The sequence below is a fragment of the Arthrobacter sp. SLBN-100 genome (assembly GCF_006715305.1).
Lineage (GTDB): Bacteria > Actinomycetota > Actinomycetes > Actinomycetales > Micrococcaceae > Arthrobacter.
Window position 1 is genome coordinate 1,050,215 of the sequence record NZ_VFMY01000001.1, and the last position, 17,814, is coordinate 1,068,028.

General features: G+C 65.7%; 18 protein-coding genes. 6 read left to right on the forward strand and 12 right to left on the reverse strand.

Annotated elements, in window-relative coordinates; translation table 11 throughout:
- Positions 1-6: 6 nt before the first annotated feature.
- Together FBY31_RS04905 and FBY31_RS04910 are read right to left on the reverse strand one after the other, a co-directional pair.
- Positions 7-501, reverse strand: a complete 495-nt coding sequence (locus FBY31_RS04905; RefSeq protein ID WP_142037610.1) for a peroxiredoxin — start codon at positions 499-501, stop codon at positions 7-9.
- Positions 498-917, reverse strand: coding sequence for a DUF3052 domain-containing protein (locus FBY31_RS04910; protein ID WP_142037613.1), 420 nt, complete (start codon positions 915-917; stop codon positions 498-500). Before FBY31_RS04910 ends, FBY31_RS04905 begins: the two co-directional genes overlap by 4 nt.
- Before the next feature lie 424 nt (positions 918-1,341).
- On the opposite strand from FBY31_RS04910, the gene aceE reads away from it, so the two are divergent.
- The 6 genes from aceE (at position 1,342) to FBY31_RS04940 (ending at position 9,298) form a co-directional block, all read left to right on the forward strand.
- Entirely contained in the window at positions 1,342-4,083 is a 2,742-nt protein-coding gene (gene aceE / locus FBY31_RS04915; RefSeq protein WP_142037615.1) for a pyruvate dehydrogenase (acetyl-transferring), homodimeric type, read from the forward strand.
- 157 nt (positions 4,084-4,240) lie between these two features.
- A complete protein-coding gene (locus FBY31_RS04920) occupies positions 4,241-5,485 on the forward strand; it encodes a PucR family transcriptional regulator (RefSeq protein ID WP_142037617.1) in 1,245 nt (414 codons plus the stop codon).
- An 88-nt stretch (positions 5,486-5,573) separates the two neighbouring features.
- Positions 5,574-6,503 carry an ACP S-malonyltransferase gene (locus FBY31_RS04925; RefSeq protein ID WP_142037619.1) on the forward strand — a complete coding sequence of 310 codons (930 nt, stop codon included), beginning with the start codon at positions 5,574-5,576 and terminating at the stop codon, positions 6,501-6,503.
- Positions 6,500-7,561 (forward strand): beta-ketoacyl-ACP synthase III, encoded by a 1,062-nt coding sequence (locus FBY31_RS04930; protein ID WP_142037621.1) that lies wholly within the window; start codon positions 6,500-6,502, stop codon positions 7,559-7,561. Before FBY31_RS04925 ends, FBY31_RS04930 begins: the two co-directional genes overlap by 4 nt.
- 82 nt (positions 7,562-7,643) lie before the next feature.
- A complete protein-coding gene (locus FBY31_RS04935; RefSeq protein WP_056335424.1) occupies positions 7,644-7,889 on the forward strand; it encodes an acyl carrier protein in 246 nt (81 codons plus the stop codon).
- A 173-nt stretch (positions 7,890-8,062) separates the two neighbouring features.
- Positions 8,063-9,298, forward strand: a complete 1,236-nt coding sequence (locus tag FBY31_RS04940; RefSeq protein ID WP_142037624.1) for a beta-ketoacyl-[acyl-carrier-protein] synthase family protein — start codon at positions 8,063-8,065, stop codon at positions 9,296-9,298.
- Positions 9,299-9,454: 156 nt separating this feature from the next.
- Here FBY31_RS04940 and FBY31_RS04945 read toward each other — a convergent pair whose 3' ends face one another.
- From FBY31_RS04945 to rplS, 10 genes are all read right to left on the reverse strand, one after another.
- Entirely contained in the window at positions 9,455-9,958 is a 504-nt protein-coding gene (locus tag FBY31_RS04945) for a DUF3145 domain-containing protein (protein WP_041652118.1), read from the reverse strand.
- A 256-nt stretch (positions 9,959-10,214) separates the two neighbouring features.
- Positions 10,215-11,141, reverse strand: coding sequence for a tyrosine recombinase XerC (locus FBY31_RS04950; protein WP_142037627.1), 927 nt, complete (start codon positions 11,139-11,141; stop codon positions 10,215-10,217).
- 192 nt (positions 11,142-11,333) lie between these two features.
- The gene (gene dprA, locus FBY31_RS04955; RefSeq protein WP_142037629.1) at positions 11,334-12,530 is read right to left on the reverse strand and encodes a DNA-processing protein DprA; all 1,197 of its coding nucleotides are present in this window, start codon (positions 12,528-12,530) and stop codon (positions 11,334-11,336) included.
- Positions 12,527-14,074: a YifB family Mg chelatase-like AAA ATPase gene (locus FBY31_RS04960; RefSeq protein WP_142037632.1), complete on the reverse strand. Its 1,548-nt coding sequence runs from the start codon at positions 14,072-14,074 to the stop codon at positions 12,527-12,529. The genes dprA and FBY31_RS04960 overlap by 4 nt, the downstream gene beginning before the upstream one ends.
- Positions 14,075-14,431 carry a YraN family protein gene (locus FBY31_RS04965; RefSeq protein WP_142037635.1) on the reverse strand — a complete coding sequence of 119 codons (357 nt, stop codon included), beginning with the start codon at positions 14,429-14,431 and terminating at the stop codon, positions 14,075-14,077.
- Between the two features lie 122 nt (positions 14,432-14,553).
- Positions 14,554-14,880 carry a DUF2469 domain-containing protein gene (locus FBY31_RS04970; protein WP_013601392.1) on the reverse strand — a complete coding sequence of 109 codons (327 nt, stop codon included), beginning with the start codon at positions 14,878-14,880 and terminating at the stop codon, positions 14,554-14,556.
- A 111-nt stretch (positions 14,881-14,991) separates the two neighbouring features.
- The gene (locus FBY31_RS04975) at positions 14,992-15,852 is read right to left on the reverse strand and encodes a ribonuclease HII (RefSeq protein WP_142037637.1); all 861 of its coding nucleotides are present in this window, start codon (positions 15,850-15,852) and stop codon (positions 14,992-14,994) included.
- 2 nt (positions 15,853-15,854) lie between these two features.
- Positions 15,855-16,679, reverse strand: a complete 825-nt coding sequence (gene lepB / locus FBY31_RS04980) for a signal peptidase I (protein ID WP_142037640.1) — start codon at positions 16,677-16,679, stop codon at positions 15,855-15,857.
- Complete coding sequence (gene lepB / locus FBY31_RS04985) at positions 16,680-17,357, reverse strand: signal peptidase I (RefSeq protein ID WP_142037643.1); 678 nt, start codon at positions 17,355-17,357, stop codon at positions 16,680-16,682.
- A gap of 83 nt (positions 17,358-17,440) precedes the next feature.
- On the reverse strand, positions 17,441-17,800 hold the full coding sequence (rplS, locus tag FBY31_RS04990; protein ID WP_050054723.1) for a 50S ribosomal protein L19: 360 nt from the start codon (positions 17,798-17,800) through the stop codon (positions 17,441-17,443).
- Between the last annotated feature and the right edge of the window lie 14 nt (positions 17,801-17,814).

Sequence of the window (17,814 nt, forward strand, 5' to 3'; positions counted from 1 at the left end):
GCCCTGTCAGGCCTGTCCCAGGCCGGCCAATGCACTGCGGTATTCCTGGAGGTCACGGGCCTGGCCACGCGGGTTCACCACTGAGTAGCGGACATGACCGCCGGCATCAATGATGAAGGTGCCGCGCTTGGCCATGCCGCTGTCCGCGTCAAAGACGCCGTAGGCGCTTGCCACTCCACCGTGAGGCCAGAAATCTGCCAGCAGGTCGAAGGTGTACCCTTCCTGGGCGGCATAAGCGCGCAGGCTGAACTTGCTGTCCACGGACACAGCCAGGACCGCGGCATTTGCATCCCCGAACATCGCCAGGTTGTCCCGTATCTCGCACAGTTCCCCGGTGCAGATGCCCGAGAAGGCGAACGGGTAGAACACCAGGACTACGTTCTGGCCGCGAAAGGAAGACAGCCGGACCGGTTCGCCGAACTGGTTGGCGAGTTCAAAGTCAGGCGCCGGCCAGCCGACCGCGGGTACAGCTGTAGTAGCAGCGTCAAGCGCTGCCGTCACTTGTTTTTCCTCATCACCAGGCGGGCTGCACTCCAGTCCTTGGAGACGCCGGCCGAGGTTGTCACGTGCAGGCCCGCCGTAGGGGCGGCCTCCTGGATGTCAGCCGGTGAAACGTAGCCGGCCCTGCCGGATTTCGGAGTCAGGACCCAGACAACGCCGTTTTCGCTGAGGGTGGTCAGCGAATCCATCAGGCTGTCCACGAGGTCCCCGTCGCCGTGGCGCCACCAGAAGATGACGGCATCCGCCACTTCGTGGTCGTCCTCGTCCAGCAACTCGGAACCCGTGAGATCTTCAACATCGTCACGCAAGTCGAAATCGACGTCGTCGTCGTAACCGAACTCCTGAATCAGATCCCCGTTCTTGAAACCCAATTTTTCCGCCACATTTACCGAAGTGGCGGCGTCGGCCTCGCTCACGTGTTCCTCCAATGCCTCATACATGCAGTGCGCATAGTGATTTCCATTACTCCCAGCCAACACCCTTTGTGCCTGCGCTTCAAGCTGCCGCCCCCGGGATAGGCGTATTCTGCGTCACACCCCGGACGGTCAAGCCCCCGCGCAGCGGCTTTTTGTCACACAACCAGTATGACGGCGAAATACAACAGAGCCGCCCAAGCCCCGGCTACGCATCGTGCTGGGGTGAGAGTTAGAGTGGCAGGTGACAACTATGCCTGCGGGGCAACAACCCTGAAACTCCAATGCAGACGTAGGAATGCTAGGACCCTGCCCGGCACACATGACCGGGCTGTTGTAACCGATACGTCGCACACGGCGTATATACGCCGGACGGTCACCCCGTCCGGCCTGAGTGCGCCTCAATGCGCGCAAAGAGAGGTTGGACGTGGCTGCAGGAGAAGATACCTCCCATATCCTCAGCGGGTTGACTAACCAGCTGCCTGATCGTGATCCGGAAGAGACCGCCGAGTGGGTTGAGTCCCTGGATTCGCTGATCAGGGAACAGGGCACCGAGCGTGCCCAATACATCATGCGGAGCCTGCTGCAGCGCGCGGGTGCGCAGAGCGTGGGCGTGCCGATGGTGACCACCACCGATTATGTGAACACGATCCCGGTGGACCAGGAAGCAGAGTTCCCGGGCAACGAGGAATACGAGCGCCGGTACCGGGCGTACATGCGGTGGAACGCCGCGGTGATGGTCCACCGGTCCCAGCGGCCGAACATCGGCGTCGGCGGGCACATTTCCACCTACGCCGGTGCTGCGACCCTGTACGAGGTCGGGTTCAACCACTTCTTCCGCGGCAAGGATGCCCCCGGCGGCGGGGACCAGGTGTTCTTCCAGGGCCACGCCTCCCCCGGCATGTACGCCCGGGCGTTTATGGAAGGCCGGCTCTCCGAGGAGGACCTGGACGGGTTCCGGCAGGAAAAGTCCCGCGAGGGCCATGCCCTGTCCTCCTACCCGCACCCGCGGCTGATGCCGCAGTTCTGGGAATTCCCCACCGTGTCCATGGGCATCGGGCCGATGAACGCGATCTATCAGGCCCAGTCCAACCGGTACCTGCACAACCGGGGCCTGAAAGACACCTCCGACCAGCAGGTCTGGGCGTTCCTGGGTGACGGGGAAATGGACGAGCCCGAATCCCGCGGCCTGCTCCAGCTCGCCGCGAACGAGAACCTGGACAACCTGAACTTCGTGATCAACTGCAACCTCCAGCGCCTGGACGGGCCGGTGCGCGGCAACGGCAAGATCATGCAGGAACTCGAAGCGTTCTTCCGCGGCGCGGGCTGGAACGTGATCAAGGTCGTCTGGGGCCGGGAATGGGATGACCTGCTCACCCGCGACACCGACGGGTCGCTGGTGAAGATCATGAACGAAACCCCCGACGGGGACTACCAGACCTACAAGGCCGAATCCGGCGGGTTCGTCCGCGAACACTTCTTCGGCAAGGACCCGGCCACCAAGGACCTCGTCGCGGACCTCACCGATGACCAGATCTGGAACCTCAAACGCGGCGGCCACGACTACCGCAAGGTTTATGCCGCGTACAAGGCCGCCACCGAATTCAAGGGCAAACCCACCGTCATCCTCGCCAAAACCGTCAAGGGCTACGGACTCGGGCCCCACTTCGAGGGCCGCAACGCGACCCACCAGATGAAAAAACTCACCCTCGATGACCTGAAGAAATTCCGCGACCACCTGCGGATTCCGGTTACGGATGAGCAGCTCGAAAAAGACCCGTACCAGCCGCCGTACTACCACCCCGGCAACGATGCACCCGAGATCCAGTACATGCTGGAGCGCCGGGCAGCCCTGGGCGGGTCGGTACCCGAGCGCCGCAGCAAGCACGCCCAGATCACCCTGCCGGATGCGAAGTCCTACGAGGTGGCCAAGCGGGGTTCGGGCAAGCAGCAGGCCGCCACCACCATGGCGTTCGTCAGGTTGCTCAAGGACCTGATGCGGGACAAGGAGTTCGGCAAGCACATTGCCCCGATCATCCCGGACGAGGCACGCACCTTCGGCATGGACGCGTTCTTCCCCACCGCGAAGATCTACAACCCCAAGGGCCAGAACTACCTCTCGGTGGACCGTGACCTGGTCCTGGCCTACAAGGAATCCCCCGCCGGGCAGCTGATCCACCCCGGCATCAACGAAGCCGGCGCCGTGGCAGCCTTCACCGCCGCCGGCACCGCCTACGCCACCCACGGCGTGCCCCTGGTCCCGGTCTACGTGTTCTACTCCATGTTCGGCTTCCAGCGCACCGGCGACGCCTTCTGGGCAGCAGCAGACCAAATGACCCGCGGCTTCATCATCGGCGCCACCGCAGGCCGGACCACCCTCACCGGCGAAGGCCTCCAGCACGCCGACGGCCACTCCCCGCTCCTGGCCTCCACCAACCCCGCCGTGGTCACCTACGACCCCGCCTACGGCTACGAAATGGGCCACATCATCCGCGACGGCCTCGAACGCATGTACGGGCCAGAGTCCACCGACCGGAACCTGATGTACTACCTCACCGTGTACAACGAGCCGATCACCCAGCCCGCCGAACCCGAGAACCTGGACGTCGAAGGCGTCATCAAGGGCATCTACCTGCTCAACCCGGCAAAGATCGACGGTCCCCGGACCCAGATCCTCGCCTCGGGCGTGTCCGTGCCCTGGGCCCTGGAAGCACAGCAGCTCCTCGCCGACGACTGGGGTGTCTCCGCGGACGTCTGGTCCGTGACCTCCTGGAACGAACTGCGCCGCGACGGCCTCGCCGCCGAAGAGGAAGCCTTCCTCAACCCCGGCCAGCCCGCCCGCGTCCCGTTCGTCACCCAACAACTCGAAGGCGCCACCGGCCCCGTCGTCGCCGTGTCCGACTACATGAAGGCAGTCCCTGACCAGATCCGCCAGTTCGTCCCCAACGAATTCGCCACCCTCGGCGCCGATGGCTTCGGCTTCTCCGACACCCGCGCCGCAGCCCGCCGCTTCTTCAAGATCGATATCCACTCCATTGTGGTGCGGTCGCTGGAGATGCTGGCCCGCCGTGGGGAGGTTGATCCCCAGGCTCCGGCCAAGGCGATCGACAAGTACAGGCTGCACAACGTGAATGCCGGTTCCACCGGCAACGCCGGCGGCGAGGCCTAGCCTCCGGCGGAAAGCCAGTAAGCGCGACGGCGGCTCCCACCGAAAGGCGGGGGCCGCCGTCGTCCGTTCTGCTGTGGCCCGGCTGTGACGCACAACTACCCGGATTGTAGCCTTCGCACAAATGGAGCTTGCAGGGCAGGGGCCGTATGCTCAAAGAATGCCAGCACCAGCCACACCGTCCGCGAGCCGCAAACAGTCCCTGCCCGGCGTCACTCCGGAGAAGTCCGAAACGCTGAAGAAACTGCGCGCCAACGTGGGCCAGCTTTCCACCACCACTATGCGGGAGCTGGAAAAATCCCTGCCCTGGTACAGCCGGCTCAGCTCGGATGAGCGCTCCGCCTTGGGAATGGTCGCCCAAAACGGCATTGCGGCATTTGTGACCTGGTACGAGCGCCCGAGTTCGCCCTCGTGGATCCTCACGGACGTCTTTGGCACGGCCCCCACGGAATTGACCCGGTCGATCAGCCTGCAGAAGGCCCTGCAGCTGATCCGGATCGTGGTGGAGGTGGTGGAAGACCAGGTTCCGGTGATTGCGCCTGAAGCTGACCAGCCATCGCTCCGCGAGGCGGTGCTCCGCTACTCCCGCGAGGTGGCTTTCGCCGCCGCCGATGTTTACGCACGGGCCGCCGAGTCCAGGGGCTCATGGGACACGCGGCTGGAAGCCCTGATCGTGGATGCGATCCTGCGCGGTGAAAATACTGACGCCCTGCGCTCCAGGATCGCCGCGTTGGGCTGGAAAGCCCAGGAACGGTTCACCGTGATGGTGGGTAATTCCCCCTCAGAGCCAAGCGCCAGCTACGTGAGCGAACTCCGGCGGATGGCAGGCCGCTACGCGGAGGACGCGCTGGTCGGGATCCAGGGCGACCGGTTGATCCTGATCCTGGGCGGCGTGCATGACCGGGAAACCGCCTATGTGAAGCTCAGCGACATGTTTGCCCCCGGACCCGTAGTCTACGGTCCGGAAGCCGGTTCCCTGCTGGAGGCGAGCGGCTCCGCCCAGTCCGCTTTCGCCGGGCTGACTGCTGCACGCGCCTGGCCTTCCGCCCCTCGGCCGGTGGCCGCCGATGACCTCCTTCCCGAGCGGGTGATCTCCGGTGACGACGCTGCCCGCCGCTCCCTGGTCAAAAACATTTACCGGCCGCTGCTGGCAGCGTCCAACGGACTGGTGGAAACCCTCGGAACCTACCTGGAACTGGGCCATTCACTGGAGGCAACGGCCCGGGAACTCTTCGTCCATGCCAACACGGTCAGGTACCGCCTGAAGCGGGTTTGTGACGTCACCGGCTGGGATCCGCTCCTGCCGCGGGAGGCGTTTGTCCTCCAGGCGGCTCTCGTGGTTGGCCGTCTTTCGGCCCCGCCCAAAGCCGCCGCGGAGCGCCATCCGTCGCGGAACCAGCCCTGAGTCGTTGTAGACTTCCTACAATCTGACTCCATGAGCTTGGTGCGGACAAACACCGCTCGATCACACAGTAATTTGGAAAGCTGGTTACGTGCTTGCAATAGTCTGCCCTGGACAGGGCTCGCAAACCCCGGGTTTTCTGGCCCCCTGGCTGGAACTGCCCCCGGTGGCAGGCCAGCTGGCCGCCCTGAGCGACATCGCAGGCATTGACCTGATCGCGCACGGGACCACCTCGGACGAAGAAACCATCAAGGACACTGCCGTGGCGCAGCCCCTGATCGTAGCGGCCGGCCTCGTCGCCGCCACGTCCCTTTTTGACGTCGAGCTGAGCTCCCTGCCGGTGATCCTGGCCGGACACTCCGTGGGTGAAATCACGGCATCGGCCCTTGCCGGCGTCCTCACCGAGCAGGAAGCCATGACCTTCGTCCGCGAGCGTGCCAACAGCATGGCCGCCGCCGCGTCCGTGACGCCCACCGGCATGAGCGCCGTGGTGGGCGGGGACCCGGCAGAGGTCCTGGCCTCGATCGAAGCCGCAGGCGCCACCCCCGCAAACGTCAACGGCGCAGGCCAGACGGTTGCTGCCGGAACCTTCGAACAGCTCAAGGCCCTCGCGGACAACCCGCCAGCCAAGGCACGCGTCATTCCGCTGAAGGTTGCCGGCGCCTTCCACACCAGCCACATGTCTCCGGCCGTCAGCACACTCAAGGCGCTGGAGCCGCAGCTGAAGCCGCAGGCCCCGAAGGTGCCCCTCCTGTCGAATTACGACGGCGGAGAGGTCACCGACGGCGGTGCCGCCGTCGAAAGCCTGATCGCCCAGGTGTCGCGCCCGGTCCGCTGGGACCTCTGCATGGAGGCTCTTGTCCAGCGCGGTGTCACCGGCGTCATCGAACTGGCTCCCGCCGGCACCCTCGCCGGGCTGGCCAAGCGGGGCATGCCGGGCGTCAAGACAGTTGCGGTCAAGACCCCCGACGATCTTTCCGCCGCCCTGGCACTTTTCGCAGAACTGGAGGGCAACGCATGAGCGTTCCCACGCTGAAGCAAGCTCCCATCCAGGAGCACACCCGGATCCTGGGGCTTGGCGCCTACCGTCCTGACGTGATCGTCACGAACGAAGACGTTTGCCAGTGGATTGACTCCTCGGACGAATGGATCCGCCAGCGCACGGGAATCGTGACCCGGCACCGCGCATCCGCTGACGTCAGCGTCATCGACATGGCCGAGGGCGCTGCCCGCGAAGCGATGGAAAAGGCCGGGATCCAAGGCTCGGACCTGGGCGCCGTCATTGTCTCCACGGTCACCCATCCGTATGCGACGCCGTCGGCCGCCGCCAGCCTGGCGGACCGCCTCGGTGCCACCCCTGCACCCGCCTTTGACATCTCGGCCGCCTGCGCCGGCTACTGCTACGGCATTGCCCAGGGTGACGCGCTGGTCCGTTCGGGAGCCGCGAAGTACGTGCTGGTGGTCGGCGCCGAGAAGCTGTCCGACGTCATTGACAACCGGGAACGCACCATCTCCTTCCTGCTCGGGGACGGTGCAGGCGCCGTCGTCATCGGCCCCTCCGAGACTCCCGGCATCGCGCCTTCTGTGTGGGGCTCGGACGGCAGCAAATGGGACGCCATCGGCATGACCCGGTCCATGCTGGACGTCCGCGACCTTGGCATGGCTGCCCGGCAGTCCGACTCCACCGGCGACCTTGCCTTGCTTGAAGAGGCCCAGGAGCTCTACCCCACGCTGCGCCAGGATGGCCAGACGGTATTCCGTTGGGCTGTCTGGGAGATGGCAAAGGTGGCCCAGCAGGCCCTTGAGGCGGCCGGTGTAGAGGCTGAGGACCTGGTGGCGTTTATCCCGCACCAGGCCAACATGCGCATCATCGATGAGATGGTGAAGAAGCTGAAGCTGCCCGAGACGGTTACAGTGGCACGGGACATCGCCGATGCAGGGAACACCTCTGCGGCGTCCATCCCGCTGGCTACCCACCGCCTCCTGGCGGAGAAGCCGGAACTGAGTGGCGGGCTGGCCCTGCAGATCGGTTTCGGCGCCGGGCTGGTCTTCGGTGCCCAGGTAGTAGTCCTTCCCTAGAAGCGCCCCCCACAGGCCGCAACCGCGTCCTGAACCATTTCCGGCAGTCCCTGCCGGCAATAACAAGAAAAGGAGCCATCACATGGCTAGCAACGAAGAGATCCTGGCCGGCCTGGCTGAAATCGTCAACGAAGAAACCGGCCTGGCCCCCGAGGCCGTGGAGCTGGACAAGTCCTTCACCGAGGACCTGGATATCGACTCCATCTCCATGATGACCATCGTGGTCAACGCCGAAGAGAAGTTCGGCGTGCGCATTCCGGACGAAGAGGTCAAGAACCTCAAGACCGTCGGCGACGCCGTCAGCTTCATCTCCGGAGCACAGGCCTAGCCACAGGCTCCCGCCGTACCTACGGCTTGGCAGGGCTGCCGGTCCGGACGACCGGACCGGCAGCCCGCCGCATTTTTCCGGCACCTTGCGCTGTACCAGCGGTGCCGACCACCAACACGCGGGAACCTCCGGCAGATCCGGAGGCGGAATCCCCACCGACAGAGAGTGATCCCATGACACGCAAAGTAGTCATAACCGGTCTGGGTGCCACCACGCCCATCGGCGGCGATGTACCCACGATGTGGAACAACGCGCTCAAGGGGGTCTCCGGTGCCCGCACCCTCGAGGACGACTGGGTAGCGAAGTACGAACTTCCCGTCCACTTCGCGGCCCGCTGCAGCACCCCCGCCCTGGACGTCCTGAGCCGCGTTGAGGCAAAGCGGATGGACCCCTCCACCCAGTTCGGCGTTATTGCTGCCCGTGAAGCCTGGGCCGACTCCGGCATCACAGAATTCGACAAGGACCGGCTCGCCGTGGCCTTCGCTACCGGCATCGGCGGGGTCTGGACCCTGCTGGACGCCTGGGACACGCTGAAGGAAAAAGGCCCCCGCCGCGTCCTCCCCATGACCGTACCGATGCTGATGCCCAACGGCGTTGCGGCGGCCGTCAGCCTGGACCTCGGCGCACGCGCCGGCGCCCACACCCCCGTTTCCGCCTGCGCCTCCGGCACCGAGGCCATGCACCTGGGCCTGGACCTGATCCGCTCGGGCAAGGCGGACGTGGTGATGTGCGGCGGTGCTGAAGCAGCCATCCACCCCATGCCCCTGGCAGCGTTCGCTTCGATGCAGGCCCTGTCCCGCCGCAACGACGACCCGCAAGGCGCGTCCCGTCCGTACGACATGGGCCGCGACGGGTTCGTGATGGGTGAAGGCGCAGGCGCCCTGGTCCTCGAAGCCGAGGAACACGCCCTGGCCCGCGGAGCCCGGATCTACGGTGAACTCGCCGGAACCTCCGTTACGGCCGACGCATACCACATCACCGCACCGGACCCTCAAGGCCTTGGTGCAACCCGCGCGCTGAAGGCAGCCATGTTTGACGGCCGGATCCAGGCCGAAGACGTGGTCCACGTCAACGCCCACGCCACTTCCACCCCCGTGGGTGACAAGCCGGAGTACACCGCCCTCCGCGCCGCTCTTGGATCGCACATCGACAACGTGGCAGTTTCGGCCACCAAGTCACAGATGGGCCACCTGCTGGGTGCGTCCGGTGCAGTTGAGGCGGTGCTCACCGTGCTGGCCGTCTACGAGCGCAAGGCGCCTGTGACGATCAACCTTGAGAACCAGGACCCGGAGATCCCGCTCGACGTGGTCACCTCCGCCAGGGATCTGCCTGCCGGCAACATCGTGGCGCTGAGCAACTCCTTCGGCTTCGGCGGACACAACGCCGTGGTAGCGGTCCGCAGCATCTAACAACCGTCCGGACTTTCGTCCGCGCCGCTGCAAACACCAAAGGCCCCGCCAACCGGCGGGGCCTTTGCTGTTGCTATGGAGATTGCGTTGTGTACGGAGCTGCGTCGCTGTCCGCCGGGCGTGGCCGCGGACGACGGCGACAGTTGCCTTTGGCAATTAGCCCACCTGGTGCAGCCAGCGGACCGGCGCGCCCTCGGCAGCGTGCCGGAAGGGTTCGAGTTCCTCATCCCAGGCCTCACCGAGCGCCAGGGAAAGCTCGTGGTAGACCGCTGCGGGATCACCGGCGCCGGATTCGTAGGCGTAGCGGATCCTGTCTTCGGAAACCATGATGTTGCCGTGAACGTCGGTAACCGCGTGGAAGATGCCCAACTCGGGTGTGTGCGACCAGCGGCCGCCATCAACACCCTGGCTCGGCTCCTCGGTGACCTCGTAGCGGAGGTGGGCCCAGCCGCGCAGAGACGAGGCAAGCTTTGATCCCGTCCCGGGGGCACCGGTCCAGGACAGCTCGGCCCGGAACATTCCGGGCGCGGCAGGCTGAGGGGTCCACTCAAGATCCGTCCGCTTGTCAACGACGGAGCCGATGGCCCACTCCACATGCGGGCACAAAGCAGTAGGGGCTGAGTGAACAAACAGCACACCGCGGGTCATTGCAACAGACATTCCATCCTCCATAGCTCTAGGTACGTCTTCCCCAACGACCTCTGCCTGGATGGAACTGCCGTGCCCTGTACTGCGGGGCCTGCTTCCTGCCTCGATATTCAGTTGTTCAGATTAAGCAATGTCCGGACTTGCTGGTCTGCTGGAAGCGATGGAGCTTCAAGCGGGACTTGAAAGTTGCCGGACGTGACTCTTATTGTGCCGTACGCCGAGTAATTACGCCAGTGCGATTCCCTCAGCTGATTCGCGCAGCCCGGGGTCAGGCCCTGGGGTGTGCCTGCTGGTAGCTCTTGCGCAGCCGGTCCACCGAGACGTGGGTGTAGATCTGGGTGGTGGCCAGGCTGCTGTGCCCCAGGATCTCCTGCACCGCCCGCAGATCAGCGCCGCCGTCCAACAAGTGGGTGGCTGCCGAGTGCCGGAGGGCGTGCGGACCTGAGGCCGAAGTGTCACCCAAGGCCGCCAACAGAGTATTAACGAGCGCCCGGACCCGCCGCTGGTCCATCCGGCCTCCCCGGGCGCCCAGGAAGAGAGCAGGACCGCTGTTATCCCTGGCGAGCTTCGGCCTGCCCCGCCGGAGCCAGTCGTCCAGTGCCAGCGCCGCGGGGACGCCGTAAGGGACAGTGCGTTCCTTGTTGCCTTTGCCGATGACCCGCAGGGTACGCCGGTCCGGGTCCAGGTCATCGATGTCGAGTCCCGTGAGCTCCCCGACGCGGACGCCAGTGGCATAGAGCAGTTCGACAATCGCCCTGTCCCGTACGGGCAATGGTTCACCTTCCGCCGCAACTTCCTCCAGCCTGGCCAGCAGCCGGGTCAGCTGCTGGGACTGCAGCACGCCGGGCAGGGATTGCTCACGTTTCGGTGCCTTGAGCCTCAGGGCAGGATCCGCTGGGATATGCTCTTCCCTCAGTGCCCACGCCGTGAATGCACGGGCAGTGGCAGACCGGCGGGCCAGCGTGGCACGCGCCACACCCGCCTGGCTCTGCACCCCCAACCACCGCCGAAGGGTACCGAGTTCCAGGTCCGCCAGCCTGGTTGCGCCCTCGAAGGCTGCATGGGACAACAGGCCGCGCAGGTCGCCCTCGTAGGCACGCATGGTATGCGGGGACATGGCCCGTTCCCCCGACAGGTACTTCACGAAGGCGCCCAGCGCCTGGTTTAGCTCCGGGGGCAATTCCTGGTTCTCCACCCTCCTACTGTCTCAGGTGCTGCCGCCGACCCCGGTTCCTGACACGGTCTCTCAACGCTCCTGCCTGACCCGCTGGACAGTCCGGTTGCCGGTCCGGCTGGCCGGTTGACGGCCCGCTTGTTGGTTGCCAGTCCGGCTTGTTGGTTGCCAGTCCGGCTTGTTGGTTGCCGGTGCAGCGCGGTTCGTCCCCGGTCAGGTCGATGTCTTCCCTCGCTTCCAGCCGCCCCGCTCCGATACCGCCAGTCCGAGCAGCCCCAGCCGGCCAAGGCCTGCCCGTACTGACTCTTGACCGAGACCCGCCACGGAGCACAGCTTCTCGACCGACGTGGTGGTCCGCAGTGGCAGCGCATCCAGGAGGATCAGGTCTTCCAGCGTGAGCCCGTCCTGGACTTCGGCTCCGGTCTGGCGGGGTTCGGGAAGACCGGCCCCGCTTGGCCCTGCCAGCTCGGCAACTTCGGCTGCATCGGTCACGCAAACGGCCCCGCCGTCCCGAAGCAGACGGTGGCAACCGGCCGAATTCGCGCTGTGGACCGAACCGGGGACGGCACCTACTGCCCGGCCCAGCGACTCGGCGTGGTGGGCGGTGTTCAATGCTCCTGACCGCCACCGCGCTTCCACAACGACCGTCACCGCCGACATGGCGGCGATGAGTCTGTTCCGTTGCAGGAAACGGTAACGGGTAGGCGCCGAGCCCGGAGGAACTTCCGCAATCACGGCCCCCTGGTTGCACACAGCACGGAGCAGGTCTTCGTTCCCGGACGGGTAGAAGCGGTCAACACCGCCGGCCATCACGGCGATAGTGGGCACTGCTGCCGAGGCGCCGGCAAGCGCGGCGCGATGGGCGTGTGCATCGATGCCATACGCGCCGCCCGATACAACTGTCAGGCCGCGTTGCGCCAAAGAATAGGCGATGTCCCCTGTTACGGATGCACCATAGCTGGTGCTGTCCCGCGACCCGACGAGCGCGATGCACTTGTCCGCCCCGGGAAGGGGCTGCTCCTGTCCGCGCCACCACAGGCAGATGGGTTCCTGGATCCCCAAGTCGGCGAGCTGGACGGGCCACAATTCGTCCGACGGGATGATCAGCCTGCCGCCGAGGCGCGCCATGGTGGCGAGGTCCCGCTCCGGCGCCAAATCTGGAATTCGGGGCTGCCAGCGTTTCAAGGATGCGGTCATCCCGGACCAGCTGGCGGACCCGCTGTCCGCCAGGAGCGAGGTGATTTCGCGCTCCAGCTCGGCGCCGGCAGCAACCTGGCCGGTGGCAATCCGCAGGGCATCAACTGCGCCGCAGACTTGCACCAGTGCCAGGCCGGCAGCATCCTGGGGCTCCATGAGCCGCGCAAGCGCGGCGCGGGACAGCCTTTCTGTGTCCACTTCCGTCCCCTTCATGCGGCCACCGCCGCTGCCTGCCGCAGCCCCAGGGCCTGTCCGATATCGTTGCTGTCCGGCCGCTCCCGGTGCCCGAGGTCCGCCATGGTCCAGGCCAAACGAAGAACCCGGTCGTAGCCGCGGGCAGTGAGGACGCCGCGCTCGAGCGAATGGTCGAGGATGCGGGTAGATGCCGGCGGAAGCCGGAGTTCTCCCCGCAGTAGACGGCCGGGCACCTGCGAGTTTGTTTCCAGTCCGAAGGGCTGCAGCCGTTCAAGCTGCCGCCCGCGCGCGTCGCGGACCCGAGCGGCAACGGACGCAGTGTCCTCCTCGGCACCTCCCTGCCCGAACTCGGCCAAGGAGACCCTGTCAACCTGGAGCTGGATATCCACGCGGTCCAGGAGCGGGCCGGACATCCTGGCCAGGTACCGCCGCCGCATCATCGGGGTACACGTGCAGTCCAGCCCCTTCCCGGAGGCCTTGCCGCAGGGGCAGGGGTTGGCTGCAAGGACCAGCTGGAAGCGGGCAGGATAGGCAGCAGTTCCGGCGGAGCGGTGAATCACCAGCTCGCCGCTCTCCAGGGGCTGGCGCAGCGCGTCCAGCACGCGGCGCTCATACTCGGGGGCCTCATCCAGGAATAGAACGCCCCGGTGGGCACGGGAGGCAGCCCCCGGCCTGGGCAGGCCTGAGCCACCGCCAATGATTGCGGCGGCGGTGGCCGAGTGGTGCGGGTTTTCAAAGGGCGGCCGGCGCAGCAGCTGCTGGGCTGAGGAGGACGGCAGGCCGCAGAGCGAATGGATGGCTGTAACCTCCATGGCCTCGTGGTCGGCAAGGTCCGGTAACAGCCCGGGAAGACGTTCGGCCAGCATGGTCTTTCCTGCACCGGGCGGACCCATCAGAAGCAGATGGTGCGCGCCGGCTGCTGCCACTTCGAGGGCCCGCCGTGCATCACCCTGGCCGGAAACATCAACCATGTCCGGGCAGGTCCCGTCTTCCTCCTGCTCATCGGCGGGAAGGTCCGGATCCTCCGGGTCAAAGTCCAAGGCAAGCTCCTGCGGGTCAGCACCAAAATCGAGGGCCAGGCGGGCGAGGGTGCGGTATCCACTGACCTTGGCGCCGGGCACCAGGGCAGCCTCGGCCAGATTGGCGTGGGCCACCACGATGTCCGGATAGCCTGCCTGAACGGCCGCCATCACAGCGGGCAGGATGCCGCGGACCGGGCGCAGCCTGCCGTCAAGCCCGAGCTCCGCGATGAAGACTGTTTTCCCGGTTGGCTTGATGTCATTTGCTGCCCGGAGCACCGCCATGGTGACCGCCAGGTCGAAACCCGAGCCCCGTTTAGGCAGCGAGGCCGGAATGAGGTTGGCGGTGATCTTCCGGCGGCTCAGCGGTATCCCGGAATTCTTGGCTGCGGAGCGGATACGCTCCTTGGCCTCATTCAACGAGGCGTCCGGCAGCCCTAGGAGTATAAAAGCCGGCAGGGTTTGGCCGATGTCGGCCTCGACCTCCACGATGTAGCCGTTCAACCCCACCAGCGCGATGGAGTAGGTTCTGCCGAGGGCCATTCACCCCACCCCCTTGAGGTGCTCCACCAAAGGTTCGCCGCCGCCGTCGTCCACCACGGCGATGACATCCACCCGCCGCAGGGGCATCCGCAGCTCCCGGTCGCGGCACCATGCGGAACCGAGTCGGTGCAGGCGGGCGAGCTTCTCCGGGCCTACCGCCTCAAACGGATGTCCGTAATCGAGGGACCGGCGGGTTTTTACTTCCGCAATGACCAGGGCATCGCCATCCAGGGCCACGATGTCGATTTCACCCTCGGTGCAGCGCCAGTTGCGCTCGACCACCAGCATGCCGAGGGACTCGAGATAGCCGGCGGCAAGGTCCTCACCGCGGCGGCCCAACAGGTCTTTTGATTTCATTTTTACCTCCGCAACCAGCCTGCGCGGGCGCGGTTGCGAAGGTAAGGGAGTTCATCCCGTATGTGTACAAGTCAGCGCCGGCGGACGAATGTGCAGGACAAGTCGCCGGCGGCTCTCAGGGACTACTGGCCGAGGTCCACGTCCTTGGGCAGCGCAAGTTCCTCGTTGCGCGGAAGCTCTTCCACGTTGACGTCCTTGAACGTGAGGACCCGGACACTTTTGACGAACCGCGCCGAGCGGTAAACGTCCCACACCCAGGCGTCCTGGAGCGTCAGGTCGAAGTAGACTTCGCCGTCGGCGCTGCGGGCCTGGAGGTCCACGTGGTTGGCCAGGTAGAAGCGCCGCTCGGTCTCGACAACGTAGCTGAACAGTCCGACGACGTCGCGGTACTCACGATAGAGCTGCAGCTCCATGTCGGTTTCATAGTTTTCAAGATCCTCAGCACTCATGGTTCCATCTTGCACCATGTACGGCGCCGCTGGCGCCCGTGCTGTGCCCGGGAAGCAGTCCTCGCCGCCGACTGATTCTTCGATGCCACAACCCTTTGCGGGTGCCCGGACTCAGTCTTCGGTGGCAGCAGCCTCGTCGCCGTCGTCCCCGACGTCCCCGTCCAGGCCGTTGTCCTGCCCGCCGTCCAGCAACTCCCCGCCGAGCAGTCGCCAGCTCACCCGGTGGTAAGGGGTTGGCCCTGCCACCCGGAGAACGTTCCGGTGCAGCACGGTGGCGTAACCCTTGTTGATGTCCCAGCCGAAGTCCGGGTACTCGGCATGCAGTTCCCGCATCATCCGGTCCCGCTCCACCTTTGCAATCACGCTCGCCGCCGCCACGCTCAGGCACTGCATGTCCGCCTTGATCTTGGTGTGCACCGGGGCGTCGCAAACGGCCTCAAGCACCGGCTCGTCAAAGAGGGACGCCTGCCCTGCGGGGGACAGCCAGTTATGGCTGCCGTCCAGGAGCACCATGTCCGGTGTCACGCCCGCCGCGAGAATTTCCTGCCACGCACGGGTTCCGGCCAGTCGCAGCGCAGCGATGATGCCATGGGAATCGATCTCCTGCGCCGACGCGTGCCCCACCGCGGATGCCACGCTCCACCGCCGGACCAGCGGGTCAAGCCGTTCCCGTTCGGCCGGGCTGAGGAGTTTGCTGTCCCGAACGCCGGCCAGCGGCCGCTGGCGCTCCAGGTCCACGACGGCGATGCCGACGCTGACGGGCCCGGCAAGGGCGCCCCGGCCCACTTCGTCCACGCCGGCGACGAGGCGCACCCCCCGTTCCTTGAACGTCCGTTCGTGCCGCAGGGTGGGAGCCTTGGCGGGACGGGGCACCTTGGTGGAGCCGCCACGCCCCGTTGCCGCCCCGGCCTTTACGGGACCGGCCTTTACGGGATCGCCCTTTACGGGACCGGCCTTAACTACCGGGGACATGGTCAGGGCGCCGCCGGCACATTCCGGAAGACGTCCGGGTAGTTGTCCAGGGTTGTGATCCGGTTCAGCGGCCAGGCGATGACAGCGGCCTTGCCTTCAAGGTCTGCGACGTCGATGAACCCGCCGTCGGCTTCCATGTGCGCGCGGGAGTCGGCGGAGTGGTTCCGGTTATCGCCCATCACCCACACCTTGCCTTCGGGGACAGTGACATCGAAATTGCGGACCTGGGGGACTTCGGCGGAATTGATGTACTTCTCGTCGATGGCGGTCCCGTTAACCGTCAGTTTACCGCCGGCATCACAGCAGACCACATGGTCCCCCGGCAGCCCGATGACCCGCTTGACCAGGTGTTGCTCGGAGTTGTCCGGCAGGAGGCCAACAAAAGTGAGGCCGTCCTGCACCCAGGTGAACGGTCCATCGGTCTTTTCCGGCATGGCCGGCAGCCAGCCTTTGGTGTCGCGGAAAACCACAACGTCCCCGCGGCTCAGTGAGAAAGGTTCAGGCACCAGGAGGTTAACGAAGATCCGGTCGTCGACGTCAAGGGTGTTGACCATGGATTCGGAGGGGATGAAGAAGGCCCGGAACAGAAAGGTTTTGATCAGGAAGGAGAGCACGACGGCGATGACCACCACGGTGGCTATTTCCTTCAGCCAGGCGAGCACCTGGCCGCCGCCGGTTTTTTCATTGGCGGCCCTGGCTGCGGCCCGGCTGCCCCCGGCGGGAGAAGGTGCTTCGGGACCGGCAGCTGCTTCCCGGGCAGCACTGGCCGTGGAATCCGGAGCGCCGTCCGGACGCGGCTCGGGGGTCCGCGGGTAGTTCTCGGGCATCTACTGTCCGTTCTCTGTTCTCGGCCCTGCCGCTGGCGGCCGGGGTACTTCAGCAAATCTATCAAGCGGCCAGACGATCCGGACCGGCCTGCCAATCACCCTGTCCAGCGGCACCATGCCTCCACCTGGAGCACCAAGCAGGCTCCGGGAGTCGGCAGAAACGGACCGGTGGTCGCCCAGCAGCCACAACCGCCCGTCCGGCACCTCTGCGCTGAACTTCCGGGTGCTGGGTTGGTCCCCGGGAAAGACGTAGGGCTCGTCCAGCGGTTGCCCGTTGACGGTGATTTTCCCGCCGGCATCGCAGCAGAGAACAGTGTCCCCCGGCAGGCCGATGACGCGCTTTACATAGGTGGTGTCGCTGCCGGTGAGGCCAAGCCATTGGGTGATGCCCGCGGCCGTATCCACCAGCGCGCCCTTGCCGCTGTTGAGCGGTGCGAAAGTGCCTCGGCCGTCAAAAACCACGATATCCCCGCGCCGGACAGGCCCGGCCTTGAAATCGGTGCGCGAGACGAGGATGCGGTCCCCGCCCTCAAGGAGCGGTTCCATGGACTCGGACGGAATGTAGTAGACGTCGAGCCAGAGTGAGCGGACCAGCCCGCTGATCGCAAGGGCCAGCACAAAGGCAAGGAACACAAAACGCCAGCCCGTTTTGGGGGGCTGGCGTTTTGTCTGGTCCATAAGTCCGTATCCTGGGCGCTGGTGCATGGCTCCGGCGCTGGCCGGGTACGGCTGCGGCCCTGCCTGGGTAGGTCCGGTGGGACTTACTTGGCGGTGCTGAAGTCGCGCTTTTCCTTGATCTTCGCAGCCTTACCGCGCAGTGCGCGCATGTAGTACAGCTTGGCGCGCCGGACGTCACCCTTGGTAACGACCTCGATCTTTTCGATGATCGGGGAGTGCACCGGGAAGGTACGCTCCACGCCGACACCGAAGGACACCTTGCGGACGGTGAAGGTCTCGCGGACGCCCTCGCCCTGGCGGCCCAGGACGAAGCCCTGGAATACCTGGACACGGGTGTTCTTGCCTTCAATGATGTTCACGTGAACCTTGAGGGTGTCACCGGCGCGGAACGCCGGAACATCGGTGCGCAGCGAGGCTGCATCTACGGAATCGAGAATATGCATGATTGCACTCCTGG

Bases quoted from the DNA above. Each gene is read 5' to 3' on its own strand.
- FBY31_RS04920 (WP_142037617.1), top strand. From the start codon at position 4,241: ATGCCAGCACCAGCCACACCGTCCGCGAGCCGCAAACAGTCCCTGCCC.
- FBY31_RS04930 (WP_142037621.1), top strand. From the start codon at position 6,500: ATGAGCGTTCCCACGCTGAAGCAAGCTCCCATCCAGGAGCACACCCGG.
- FBY31_RS04935 (WP_056335424.1), top strand. From the start codon at position 7,644: ATGGCTAGCAACGAAGAGATCCTGGCCGGCCTGGCTGAAATCGTCAAC.
- FBY31_RS04940 (WP_142037624.1), top strand. From the start codon at position 8,063: ATGACACGCAAAGTAGTCATAACCGGTCTGGGTGCCACCACGCCCATC.
- FBY31_RS04945 (WP_041652118.1), bottom strand. From the start codon at position 9,958: ATGTCTGTTGCAATGACCCGCGGTGTGCTGTTTGTTCACTCAGCCCCT.
- dprA (WP_142037629.1), bottom strand. From the start codon at position 12,530: ATGAAGGGGACGGAAGTGGACACAGAAAGGCTGTCCCGCGCCGCGCTT.
- FBY31_RS04960 (WP_142037632.1), bottom strand. From the start codon at position 14,074: ATGGCCCTCGGCAGAACCTACTCCATCGCGCTGGTGGGGTTGAACGGC.
- FBY31_RS04965 (WP_142037635.1), bottom strand. From the start codon at position 14,431: ATGAAATCAAAAGACCTGTTGGGCCGCCGCGGTGAGGACCTTGCCGCC.
- FBY31_RS04970 (WP_013601392.1), bottom strand. From the start codon at position 14,880: ATGAGTGCTGAGGATCTTGAAAACTATGAAACCGACATGGAGCTGCAG.
- FBY31_RS04975 (WP_142037637.1), bottom strand. From the start codon at position 15,852: ATGTCCCCGGTAGTTAAGGCCGGTCCCGTAAAGGGCGATCCCGTAAAG.
- lepB (WP_142037640.1), bottom strand. From the start codon at position 16,679: ATGCCCGAGAACTACCCGCGGACCCCCGAGCCGCGTCCGGACGGCGCT.
- lepB (WP_142037643.1), bottom strand. From the start codon at position 17,357: ATGGACCAGACAAAACGCCAGCCCCCCAAAACGGGCTGGCGTTTTGTG.
- rplS (WP_050054723.1), bottom strand. From the start codon at position 17,800: ATGCATATTCTCGATTCCGTAGATGCAGCCTCGCTGCGCACCGATGTT.